Annotated in this window: 10 protein-coding genes; 5 read left to right on the top strand and 5 right to left on the bottom strand. The window is 75.0% G+C overall.

Annotated features, from left to right (window positions below):
- Positions 1–44: 44 nt before the first annotated feature.
- From AB0Q99_RS06385 to AB0Q99_RS06375, 3 genes are all read right to left on the bottom strand, one after another.
- The gene (locus tag AB0Q99_RS06385) at positions 45–935 is read right to left on the bottom strand and encodes a hypothetical protein (RefSeq protein WP_363569010.1); all 891 of its coding nucleotides are present in this window, start codon (positions 933–935) and stop codon (positions 45–47) included.
- Positions 936–985: 50 nt separating this feature from the next.
- Positions 986–1,393 carry a hypothetical protein gene (locus AB0Q99_RS06380; RefSeq protein WP_363569008.1) on the bottom strand — a complete coding sequence of 136 codons (408 nt, stop codon included), beginning with the start codon at positions 1,391–1,393 and terminating at the stop codon, positions 986–988.
- A 353-nt stretch (positions 1,394–1,746) separates the two neighbouring features.
- Positions 1,747–2,598: a hypothetical protein gene (locus AB0Q99_RS06375; protein ID WP_363569007.1), complete on the bottom strand. Its 852-nt coding sequence runs from the start codon at positions 2,596–2,598 to the stop codon at positions 1,747–1,749.
- Positions 2,599–2,844: 246 nt separating this feature from the next.
- Between AB0Q99_RS06375 and AB0Q99_RS06370 the strand changes: the two genes are divergently transcribed.
- From AB0Q99_RS06370 to AB0Q99_RS06360, 3 genes are all read left to right on the top strand, one after another.
- Entirely contained in the window at positions 2,845–3,288 is a 444-nt protein-coding gene (locus AB0Q99_RS06370) for a pyridoxamine 5'-phosphate oxidase family protein (protein WP_363569005.1), read from the top strand.
- Between the two features lie 200 nt (positions 3,289–3,488).
- Positions 3,489–3,941: a MaoC family dehydratase gene (locus AB0Q99_RS06365; protein WP_363569003.1), complete on the top strand. Its 453-nt coding sequence runs from the start codon at positions 3,489–3,491 to the stop codon at positions 3,939–3,941.
- 331 nt (positions 3,942–4,272) lie between these two features.
- A complete protein-coding gene (locus AB0Q99_RS06360; RefSeq protein ID WP_363569280.1) occupies positions 4,273–5,478 on the top strand; it encodes an MBL fold metallo-hydrolase in 1,206 nt (401 codons plus the stop codon).
- Between the two features lie 134 nt (positions 5,479–5,612).
- On the opposite strand, the gene AB0Q99_RS06355 is transcribed toward AB0Q99_RS06360, so the two are convergent.
- Together AB0Q99_RS06355 and AB0Q99_RS06350 are read right to left on the bottom strand one after the other, a co-directional pair.
- On the bottom strand, positions 5,613–8,393 hold the full coding sequence (locus AB0Q99_RS06355) for a DUF6493 family protein (RefSeq protein WP_363569002.1): 2,781 nt from the start codon (positions 8,391–8,393) through the stop codon (positions 5,613–5,615).
- Positions 8,390–9,826 (bottom strand): SWIM zinc finger family protein, encoded by a 1,437-nt coding sequence (locus tag AB0Q99_RS06350; protein ID WP_363569000.1) that lies wholly within the window; start codon positions 9,824–9,826, stop codon positions 8,390–8,392. Before AB0Q99_RS06350 ends, AB0Q99_RS06355 begins: the two co-directional genes overlap by 4 nt.
- A 146-nt stretch (positions 9,827–9,972) precedes the next feature.
- On the opposite strand from AB0Q99_RS06350, the gene AB0Q99_RS06345 reads away from it, so the two are divergent.
- Together AB0Q99_RS06345 and AB0Q99_RS06340 are read left to right on the top strand one after the other, a co-directional pair.
- Positions 9,973–10,872, top strand: coding sequence for an acyl-CoA thioesterase domain-containing protein (locus AB0Q99_RS06345; RefSeq protein ID WP_363569279.1), 900 nt, complete (start codon positions 9,973–9,975; stop codon positions 10,870–10,872).
- Between the two features lie 135 nt (positions 10,873–11,007).
- Positions 11,008–11,658 (top strand): TetR/AcrR family transcriptional regulator, encoded by a 651-nt coding sequence (locus AB0Q99_RS06340; protein ID WP_363568998.1) that lies wholly within the window; start codon positions 11,008–11,010, stop codon positions 11,656–11,658.
- Positions 11,659–11,663: the final 5 nt, after the last annotated feature.

Here is an 11,663-nt window from a genome sequence, read left to right as displayed (position 1 = left end):
TTCGTCTCTGGATCATCGGTGGTCGAATCGCCTTCGTGGCGAGGTCAGTTGAGGACCTGCATCTCGGCGACCTTGAGCGTGAAGCCCGAGGACTGCGGGATGTCGACGTCGAAGGTCTTGGCGTTCGGCCCGGTCACGACGACGTGGCCCTGCCAGTTCGCCGTCACGGTGCCGGCGAAGACCCCGTCCTTCCTGGTGCCCGAACCGACGGCGAACTCGTACCCGCAGTCCGGGGACTTGGCCGCGCCGTACTTCGGGTCGTACGGCGTCCCGGGCTTGTCGCAGGTCACGCCGACGCCCTTGTCGAAGGTCCAGGTCACGTTCTTCAGCACGGGCGTGACGGTCACCGAGGCGCCGGGCACCGCGAGCGTCTTCGGCTCGGGCGCCTTGACGCCGTCGAGCCAGAGCCAGACCGGCGCCTTGACCACGGCCGTGGCCTTGGGCGCGACCCCCGCCGCCGGCTTCGGGAACCGCATCTCGTGGGCGAGGCTGAGGCCGATGGCCGCCAGGTTGAGCACCGGCGGTCCGGCCGGCGCCTGCGACTCGAACACGCTCTGGACGCCGTCCGTGCCGCCGCCGGTCTGCGGGCAGATCTTGGTGTAGACCGTGCCCTCCGAGGACTTGTGCCCCTCCCACTCGGGCGCCCCCTCGGGCGGCTGCGGGACCTGCACCTTGAAGTAGCAGCCCACGTCGCTGTTGAACCAGCCGCGTTCCGGGTCGTGGCAGGCCCATTCCACGCCGTGGTAACTGCACACCAGCGGACCGTCGGAGGAATTGTTGCCACCGCCCGGCTGGGTGGACCCGGGTTTCGGGGTGCTGCCGCCGGTGTGGACGTCCGAGCAGATCTTGTCGGGGGCGCACTGCTCGGCGCCCCCGATCGGTGGTTCGTCCGCCGACGCCGTCAGCGCCGTGGAAAGCAGCAACCCGGCGGACAACGGTGCGAGGATCACGAATCGCCGGGCCCGATGACGCCTGTTCGGATTGGTCAGCATGTCCGGTCCACCTCCCGCTTGAAGTCGTAGATCAGCCAACGTGCTTGGAACCAGCGCAGGGACGCCGTCGCCAGGTAGCGGTTCAGCCGCTGGGCCGGGTCCTTCGCGGCCCGCGTGACGGCGTCGACGCGATGCCAGTCCGACACGTCGACGCAGTCCTCGATCACGGCGGTCTGCGGATCGGCCCGGAGATCGACGGCCTTGACCACCGCGGAATTGCGCGGTGTTCCGGTCATCACCAGTTTGGCGTCGCGCAGTTGACGGAGGCCGACGAGGGCGTCCGACAACGCACGGCCGGAGGAGTAGGACTCCAGCGTGAATCCGTCCGAATCCGTGCGTGCGAATGCCTCGGTCTGCGCCTGCCACCAGTCCTGATAAGTCTTCAGGGCGAGTCGGCCCATCGCTCCTTCCGGGCCGTCGGTCGGCGCGATGGAGGCGTTTGAGGAACCACTCGAAGGAGTGAGCGGAACCACTCCCGCAACCGTGGGCGCCGCCGTCCCGAGATGATCGACGGAACCGCCGGAACCACCGCTCGCACAAGCCCCGAGCAGCAACACCAGAACCGCCCCACCGACCCCAACCGCCCCGGGGCGCAACACATTTCCGCGCTGCCGCATCGCCCACCTCGATCGCGACCGACCCGATCCGTGATCCACGGCCGCCAGAAGAATTCCGCTGTCCCGCCGGTCTTTCCGCTGGGGATCGATTCTTCGCCAACCCACCCCTTCACGGCAACACCTCGGGCCCCCTGACCTTACGCGGAAGGCGGTTCCGTCGGGGCACTTTCCCGCCACAGAACGGCCAACAGTTCTTCGGAAAGCGACAATCCGGCCAATGCGCCCCGAACCGCGGCCCGATTGCGCATCAACAGGCGCCCGCCGTACGGCGGAACGAGCAGGCGCGCGCCCGGCGCACCCGAACTACCGGCCGGTTCCGCCCCGTCCGTCAGCGCCGCCACGGCGGGCTGCAGGTCCAGCGGGGCGACGGCCGCGGGGGCGCCCGGGACGCCCTGCCGCAGGACGGTGGTCAGGGCCCGGCTGAACGAGCCCGCACCGCCCGGCAGTACGGCGTCCCGGCCGCGTCTGCCCGGGGCGTAGCGCCCGATCCGGCCCCACAGCGGGACGCGCGAGTAACTCAGCAGTTCGCCCGCGCTGTCCTCGCCACCGCGTTCCAGCGCCGCCCAGGTGTCCCGGTCGGCCACCGCGTCGACCAGCAGCAGCGCCTCCTCCTGGTCGCCGTGCACCATCGCGCTGACCACCCAGTCCCAGGCCAGGCCCCTGCGGTAGGCGTTGTCAGGGGTGCTGCCGCCGGTGACCAGGGCGAGCCGGCGCCCGCGCGGGTCGGCCATCAACTGGCCGACCAGGCAGACCACCAGCCAACGTCCGGGGTGCTGGGCGGCCTCCCGGACGACGGTGAGCATCGCGTTGGCGTCCGCGTCCGGCGGCGCCGTGACGACCCGGCAGCCGGCCGCGCCGGTGTCGAAGAACATCCCGGGCAGCACCTCGGCCAGCAACCCGGCACCCTCCGGTGCGAGCGCCGCACCACCGAAGGCCCGGTCGGGCCCGCCGTCCGCCCCGATCACCACCAGATCGACCCCGCCCGCCATCGGTCCCCCCTCCTGGCCGGCCCCGGCGCACCCGGGACCGCCGCCCACCACTGTGGTCCGCCCGCCGCGCGTTTCGCGGGCGGACCGCCCTCCGCGTCACCGCCCGCCTCACCGTTCGGGTCCGCGGCACCGTTTCGCCGCCGGGCAGGCTATCGCCCCGGGCGGCCGACGACGGGGCTCACGACCCGTCCGCTCAGGGACCATGGGCCCTATCGGCGCGCGCGCCGACCGAGGACGATCGGACGCATGGAGCGTGAGGACCGTGTGGAGACCCTGAGCGAGGCCGAGTGCCTGCGGCTGCTCAGCACCGTGCCCGTCGGGCGGGTGGTGTACACCGAGCACGCACTGCCGGCCGTCCTGCCGGTCTCCTTCGAGGTCCTGGACGGGCGGTTGGTGCTCGCCGTGCGCCGGGGAAGTGCCACCGCGCGCGGGCTTGACGGCACGGTGGTGGCCTTCCAGGCCGATCTGCTGGACCCGGTCACCCGCACCGGGTGGAGCGTGCTGGTGCACGGGCGGGCCGACGTGGTGCGCGACCCCGAGCAGGTGCGGCGGATGCTGCGCTCCGGCCTGCGGCCGTGGGTGGGCGACCCGGAGCCGCTGTTCGTCGCCCTGGTGCCGGAGCTGGTCAGCGGCCGGCGGCTGTTCCCGACCGGGGTCGGCGCCGTGGGGCGGGCCGCGCTGCGGCCGTGAGCGGCCGCCCCGGCCGGGCTCCGACTGCCGCTCCGGCCCTCGGTTCCCGCTCCGGCCCTCGGTTCCCGCTCCGGTCTTCGGATCCCGCTCCGGTCTCCCGCCCCGGTTCCACCTGGGGCTCCTGACAGATACCGATGGGTAGGCATACGCTTCCGGCGTCCTGGCCCCACCCCGGGCCCGTCCCTCTCCAGGAGCGCACCGTGACGACCTTCGCCTCCCTCGCCGAACTGACCGCCGCCGTCGGCACCGAGCTGGGCACCAGCGAGTGGCACACCATCGAGCAGCGGCAGATCGACCTGTTCGCCGAGGCGACCGGCGACCACCAGTGGATCCACGTCGACCCGGAGCGGGCCAAGGAGAGCCAGTTCGGCTCGACCATCGCCCACGGCTACCTGACCCAGTCGATGATCCCGGTGCTGGCCAAGGAGTGCTACGCCGTCGAGGGCGTGCGGATGGCGCTGAACTACGGCTCCGAGAAGGTGCGCTTCCCGGCCCCGGTGCCGGTGGGCACGGCGATCCGGGCCACCGCCGAGCTGCTCTCGGCCACCGAGGTGCCGGGCGGCGTCCAGGCCCTGGTGCGCTTCACCATCACGAGCGGGCAGAGCGCCAAGCCGCACTGCGTCGCGGAGACGATCACCCGCTTCTACGTCTGACCGGCCGCGTCCGGCGGGCGGCGGGTACCGGCCCGCCCGCCGGAAACGCGGCCGGGGTACGCCGATTGGACCGCACCGGGCCCTCCACCAGGTCCGGACGGCCCACGGCGAGTAACCTCCGACGAGATGGTTGTCGCACCGCAGTGACCCCCTGCAGCTCGCCGTGACTTCGGACGTCGCCGCGGTGCGCGCCCCGGCCCGCCCGGCAGCCGTGACCGTCCTTGGAGGAGCCGTGCCCCGCCCCGTCCCGTGGTTCTCCCGCCTCGTCGGTCTGTCCTCGCAGTTCGTCCCGCCGCCCTCCGGCCCCGCCGCCGACCGCGCCGTCCCCGGCCTGGCCGGACTGCCCCGGGCCGCCTGGCACCGGGTCCGCACCGACGCCTTCGGCGCCGAGCCACGGGGCGAGCGGCTGGCCCGGATCCGCCGCTCCCCGCAGTACGCCGACGGCGCCTTCCGCAACCCCGTGCCGACCCGCCGCCTGGTGTACGAGCGCAGCCCGCTGGAGATCACCCGCGCCCAGCTGACCGGGGACAAGACCCGCCGGTTCCCGGCCGCCGCCGTCCCGGTGCACCGGCTGCTCCCGGACGACCTGGCCGCGCCGCCGGAGTCCGGGCTGCGGCTCACCTGGCTGGGCCACGCCACCGTGCTCGCCGAGATCGGCGGGCGGCGGGTGCTGCTCGACCCGGTCTGGGGCGAGCGCTGTTCCCCGTTCGCCTGGACCGGCCCCAAGCGGCTGCACCCGGTACCGCTGCCGCTGTCCGAACTCGGGCCGGTGGACGTCGTCGTGGTCTCCCACGACCACTACGACCACCTGGACATGGCCACCGTCCGGGCACTGGCCGGGACGGAGGCGGTGTTCGCCGTACCGCTCGGGGTCGGGGCGCACCTGGAGCACTGGGGCGTGCCGGCCGAACGGATCGTCGAGCTGGACTGGTGGGAGTCGGCCGAGGTCGCCGGGCTGACCCTGACCGCCACGCCGGCCCGCCACTACTGCAGCCGCGGCCCGCGCACCAGCTCGCTGTTCCTGTGGGCCTCCTGGGTGGTGTCCGGCGGCGGGCACCGGATCTTCCACAGCGGGGACACCGGCTACTTCCCCGGGTTCGCCGAGATCGGCCGCCGGCTCGGCCCGTTCCACGCGACGATGATGCAGGTCGGGGCGTACAGCGACTTCTGGCCGGAGGTGCACATGACGCCCGAGGAGGGCGTCCGGGCGCACCTGGACCTGGGCGGCGAGCTGCTGCTGCCGATCCACTGGTGCACCTTCAACCTCGCGCTGCACCCCTGGGACGAGCCCGCCGAACGGGTGGTCACCGCTGCCGAGGCGCTCGGCGCCAGCCTGGCGGCGCCCCGGCCCGGCAAGCCCTTCGAGCCCGCCGACCCGCCCGCCCTGCGCCTCTGGTGGCGCGCCGTCGCCGTCGCCCGGGGCGCCGTCGAGCCCGCGGCCGACGTGCGGGAGCCCGCGGTCGGTACGCGGGAGCCTGCGGCCGGGTCGGCTCCGGAGACGGCCGGGGCGCTCGAAGAGGTAACGGAGTTCAGCTGACGGAGTTCAGCGAACAGACTTCAGCCGACAACTTTCAGCGAACAGATTTCATCATCTGTTTGATGAAAGTTGTTCGCTGAAACATGTCAGCTGTCAGTTGTCAGCCACCGGTCGCCACCACCCGCCGCCCCGGTTCACCCCGCGAGGACGTCCCGCAGGGCCCGCGCCTCCTTGACCACCCGGCTCGACCCGGCGCGCTCCGCCACCGCCGTCACCTCGGCCATCGGCCCGCGGGCCCCGGTGCGCCGCGCGCAGTCGGCGGCCAGCGCGACCAGGTCGCCCAGCCCCCGCACGGACGGATCGGTCGCACCCAGCAGGCCCGGCAGCGCCGGCCCGAGCACCGACCACACCGTGACACTCGCACCGGTCTCCGCCGCCATGGTGAGCGCCGCGCCCAGCCGGGTCGCCAGGACCGTGCCGCAGGCCACCAGCCCGCCCAGCTCACGCCCGAGCAGCTCACCGTCCAGGTCCCCGCGCGCGGCGAGCACCAGCAGGGCGTCCACCGCCGCCGTCCGGTCCTCGGTGTGCCGGGCGCCCAGGCCGTACGCCAGCGCCAGGTGCAGCGCGAGCCCGGCCGGGCCGCCGGCCTCGGCGAGCAGCGGGAGGTGACGGCCGGCGCCGCGCTCGTCCCGGTCGGCCCCCTCGGCGAAGGGGTCGAGCCAGCGCGCGGCCAGCTCCTCCCGGTGCCACGGGAGCATCGCGAACCAGTGTGCGACCGGCCGCCGACTCCAGTCGTACACCCTGCGGGCGCGGGCCACGCTGGGCTCGGTGCCGTCCAGCAGCGCCAGCAGCTCGGGCGCGAGCCGTTCGCCGTCCGGCCCCTGCGGTCCGGTGCCGATGCCCGGCTGGGCGACGGCGACCCGCTGGACGTCCTCCCACCAGCGATCCCCGTGCACGTTGGCCCGCCGGAGGCCCTGCCCGGGCGCGAACAGCACCCGCTCGGACGGCTGACCGGGCAGCCCACCGGTGCGCAGCCAGTGCGCCAGCCGGCGCCCGGCCGGGGAGGTGAGCGCCCCGGCGGCCCTCAGCACCGCCGCGTCCGCCTCCGCTCCCTCCGCACGCTCCGAGCCGTCCGCCCGCTCCACACCCTCTCCGCCTCCCGCACCGACCCGCAGCAGGGCGGCGGACAGGTCGACGGCTCCCGCGGTGACGCCCGCCGCCTCGTACCCGGCGATCCGCTCGACCAGCACCGCCGCGTCCAGCGCGCCGGTGGCGTCCGTCGGGGTGGCCAGCAGGTACGGCGGCCGGGTGGCCGTCACCTGCCAGGCCGCCTCCTCCAGTCGGGCGGCGAGCGCGGCGCCGGGAACCGTCGTGCGCGCGCCGCGCAGCGGGGAGTGGTTCCGGCCCCGGAGGGCGTCCCAGAGCCGGCGCGGCGGCGTTTCGCCCGCCACCGCGGCCACGACGAACAGCACGTCCCCGGGCGTGCAGTCCCCCCACTGGCCGGCGCCGCTCCACGGATGCGCGCGGCGGACCGGCTCCAGCGCCGCGAGCAGCGCGGCCCGGTCCAGGTGGGCCTGCCGGACCAGGCCGTCCAGCACCCGCTCGAAGGCCGTGACCCCGGGCTCCCGGGAGGCCAGCAGGGCGGACAGCTCCTCCGCGAGTTCGGCCGCCGAGGCGACCGGAGCGCCGAGCGGGCTCGGCACGGGGACGGGCGGCAGGACGTCGTTCCAGCCGGTGTCCGGGTCATCGTCGTCGCCGCCGACCGGCACGCCGACCGGTGCACCGAACAGCTCACCGGCGCGCCGGTGGTGGACCGGGTTCAGCGCCTCGGCCGCGAACCGCAGCTCCGGCAGCACCGCCTCCCCCGCCGCCGCGAGGTGACGGGCCACCACGTTCAGCGCCCGCTCCTGGACGCCGGTGTCCGCGCACCCGAACGCCTCGGCCGCCGCGAGCACCACCGGCCCGGAGCGCCCGGGCGCGCGCCGGGCGGCCCGCTCCAGCCAGCCCAGCTGGGCGCGCACCAGCTTCTTCTCGGTCCGGAACAGCACCACCGCCGAAGCCTCGTAGAGCACCTCGGGCTCGATCAGCCCGGCCTCGTCCAGCGCCGCGAGCACCCCCTGGGCGTGCCCGGCGATCACCGACGGGCCGGCCAGCAGCGCCGCCACGTCGCGCACCCGGGCCGCGTACTCCTCGGGCGTCGGGGCGAGCGCCCGCAGCACCTCCAGGAAGGCGCGCTGGTCGGCCGGCTTGCCGCCGCGCAGCAGTCGGGCCAGGCAGCGGTCGATCACCGCCGCCCGGTCCACCACCCCGGCCGCGGCCAGCTCGGCGATCGCCTCGGTCCAGACGTCGCCGGGGCGCGGGCTCAGCCGGATCGTCAACGCGTAGCCGACGTCCGCGAGTTGGAAGACCACGGGCAGCAGCACCGGGGTGAAGGAGTCCGCGCGCAGTTGCTCGGCCAGCGTCGGACGCGGGCCGCCCCGGCCGCAGGAGCCGTCCAGCCAGGCCCGGGCGAAGGCCTCGTCCCTCGGCACCTCGCAGCCGGTGCGCCGGACCACGGCCTCGATCAGCGGGTACATCGACCAGCCCCAGCCCCGGACCGGCCGGGCGGCCAGCCGGGTGGCCACCTCGACCTGCCACTGCTCCGGCTGCGCCTCGACCACCGTGTGCAGCGCGGAGTTCCGGGCCCAGTCGCGGACGGTGAGGTCGCCGCCGGCCAGCCAGGCGGCGGCGCCGGCCGGCCCGGCGTGGCACGCGGCCCCGGCCACCAGCAGCCTGCCCCTGGTGTCGATGGCGCCCTGCGACCAGTCCTGGCGCAGCTCCTTGCGCAACGCCTTGAGCCCGGGCAGGCAGGCCCGCCGCTGCGCCGCGTCCAGCCCGGCCAGCAGCCCCGGTATCCGCTCCAGCCGCCCGGACCGGACGGCCGCCAGCAGCTCCTCGACCCCGTCCGGCCGCCCCGCGTCCGTCGTCGTGCTCACGCCCCGGCCCCCTTCTCCACCGACTCCGCCGACCCCGTCACCTGCGACTCCACCGACCGCGACTCCACCGACCGCGACTCCGCCCCCGCCGACCGCACCATGCCGACCGCCAGCGCGTGCTTGCACGGCCCGCGCCCGCCCCGGTACTTGCCCCACCACAGGCAGGTGCAGCTCATCCGCCCCGCCTCGTCCGCGCGCACCCGCTGGAGGTGGTCGTCCACCGTGACGACGGCCGTCGCGCCGCCCTCCTCCAGCCGCACCGCGCCCGCCTCGACCAGTGCCCTGGCCGCCCGCAGCCGCGGGTTGGCGGTGTCGGCGCGCCCGGCGTCGTACGGGAGCTGCCGGTGGAAGTACGCGGCCTCGGCGGTGTCGTAGCCGATCTGGCCGGCGGTGCCGAGCCGGGTGAGCGCGGCCCGGACCCGCTCGGGGCTCAGGCCGGACTGCTCGGCCAGCTCCCCGACCTCGATCCGGGGCTCCCAGGCGAGCAGCACCGACACCAGCTCGGCGTCCCGCTCCGCCGTCGCGGTGGCGAGTGCGTCCAGCACCCCGCCCTCGCCGGAGAAGCCCCGGGAGGCATCGGGCGACAGCGTCAGGGTGAGCCGCATGCCGGGCAGCACCACCTCCCAGGCGGAGCCGGCCGGCTCCCCGGCGGCCACCGGCCCGTACACCCGCAGGGCGAGCGCGTGCCGCAGCACCCGCTGCAGCGCCACCAGCCGCTCCGGCCCGGGCAGGCAGACCGCCCCGGGCACCGGGCGGGTGGTCGGCCGCAGCGTCCGCCCGGCCGGGACGACCCAGCCGACGCCGCCCCGCCCGCCGCGCGGCAGCGCGCGCAGGAACCGCACCGCCTCGGCCGCGGGCAGCTCGGCCCGCAACTCGAAGCCGGCCGCGACGACCTGGGTCTCGGCGAAGCCGCGCAGCCAGCGCTCCGGCAGCGGCACCTTCTTCTCGACCAGCGGGCCGTCGAAAACGGTGACCTCCAGCGTGTCCGGCCCGACCGCGAGGTGCAGCGGGTCGGCCGGGCCGATCCTGGTCAGCGCCTCCCGCAGCGGGTCGTTGACATCCACGTTGGTGGTGCCGTGGCCGATCTCGTCGCCGTCGAGCCCGGCCTGCAGCACGTCGAGCCGGGCGTAGACGCCGCAGCAGCCGGAGAAGGACTCGAAGCGCAACCGGTCCCCGTTGGCGGTGACCACCGGGTCGAGCGAGGCCCGCAGCTGCGGCTGGTGGTAGCGGGCGGCGGCGACGTCCGCTACCGCGAGCAGCGCCGCGGCGGCGGGCGCCGGGTCGGCCAGGAAGCCCGCGAAGAAGCGCGGGTTGGCGACCGCGCCGAGCGGGGTTGCGCCCCCGGAGGTGGCCAGGTCGAGGCGTCGGCCGTCGGCACCGTCGAGGACGGCCGACGGGCGCAGATAGGCGTACGCCTGTGCGGATCGCGTCATGCCGAACACGCTAGGTGAGGGGTCTGACAGCCCCTCGCGTCACGTACTGGACTGAAACGTGTTCTACGGGCCACAGCACCTCGGGAGCGTTACCCATGTCACACCACGACACGGTTGGCTTCTGCCACTATGACCTCGTGACCGACCTGACCGTATCGCCTGTCCGGGCCGCCCGGGACGCCCGCCCGGCCTCCCCGTTCGCCGAGCTGCTGGAGCTGGAGCAGCTGGACGAGAACACGTTTCGGGGCTATTGCCACGCCGGTGCCCCGATGCGCGCCTTCGGCGGCCACGTCGCCGCGCAGGCGCTCGTCGCCGCCGGGCGCACCTGCGAGGACCTGCGCCCGGTGCACTCGCTGCACGGCTACTTCCTGCTGCCGGGCACCCCGGCCCAGCCGATCGACTACGTGGTCGAGCGGGTGCGCGAGGGCGTCTCCTACACCACCCGCCGGGTGACGGCGGTGCAGCGGGAGAGCGAGATCTTCTCGCTCTCCGTCTCCCTCAAGCACCCCGAGCCGGGCCCCGACCGCCACCGCGAGGTGCCGTCGCTGCCCGGCCCGGAGTCCCTCCCGGACGCCGTCGCCGGCGCGCCGGAGGAGGTCCGCAGGGCGGTCGCCGTCGGCGGCGGCTTCCGCGACCTCGACGTGCGCTTCGTCCCGCCGCAGGCCCCCGGGGTGCCACCGGCCGTCCCGGGCCTGCTCCAGCAGTTCGTCTGGATGCGCACCGCCTCCCCGCTGCCGGCCGGCGACCCGCTGCTGCACGCCGCCGCGCTCGTCTACCTGTCCGACCTCACCCTGGCCTCCACCGCCGGGCTGGACGAGCAGCCGAACTTCTTCCAGCGCACCGAGCCGCCCACGCTGCTGATGGCCTCGCTGGACCACGCGATGTGGTTCCACCGCCCGTTCCGGGCCGACGAGTGGCTGCTGTTCGCCCAGCGCAGCCCGTCCTCCTCGGACGGCCGGGGCCTGGCCCTCGGCGAGTTCTACGACCGGGAGGGCCGGCTGGTCGCCTCGGCCGTCCAGGAGGCGCTGATCCGCCGCCAGCCGTAGGGCCCGCGGCGGCGGGCCGGCGCCGGGGTTCGGGAACGGACCCGGTGCTTCCGCACCCCGGTGACCCACAGGCGAACGGAAGGGGGCCGGTCGGCGTCATACTCCTGAGCGGCCCCGGCCCGTATCATGGTGCGGGTGACCAAGGTTGACCTGTCACCACGACCGGTGGAGGCGATGTCTCCGCGTCAGCTCGAACGCCGCGAAAGCCTGATCGCGGCCGCGCTCGCCCTGGTGAACGAGATCGGCGTCGAGCGGCTGCAGATGAAGCAAGTCTGCGAGCGGTCCGGAGTCGCCCTGGGGACGGCGTACCGCTATTTCTCCTCCAAGGACCACCTCCTGGCGGCGGCGATCGCCGATTGGCACCGCCTGCTGCTGGCCGACCTGGTGGCCGAGCTGCGCGGGCCCCGGGCGGGGTCGGGCGACACCGACCGGGCGGTCCGGTTCGTCCGGGGCGGGATGCGGGCCTACCAGCGGCAGCCCGAACTCGCCCGGCTACGGGTAGCCGTGGCCGCCTCCACCGATCCGTTCGCCAGCGAGGCGCTCCAGGGCATGGCCCGGGCCGACAGCACCGCCCTGCAGGCGGTGACGGCCGAGGTGCCGGCCGCGTCCAGCGACCTGGTGCGGCACATCGTCGCCCACGCCTGGCAGGGCGAGCTGACCGCCTGGGTGACCGGCCGCACCACCCTCGGGGACGCCCGACGACGCCTGGAGGACGTGGTGCGGCTGGTGCTGACCCCGTACGAGACGCGGTACCCGGCCCCGTACGAGGTCCAGTCCACCGGTTGAGCCCG

This window comes from Kitasatospora sp. NPDC086791 (genome assembly GCF_040685975.1).
GTDB lineage: Bacteria > Actinomycetota > Actinomycetes > Streptomycetales > Streptomycetaceae > Kitasatospora.
This window is presented reverse-complemented; position numbering and strand designations above follow the sequence as displayed.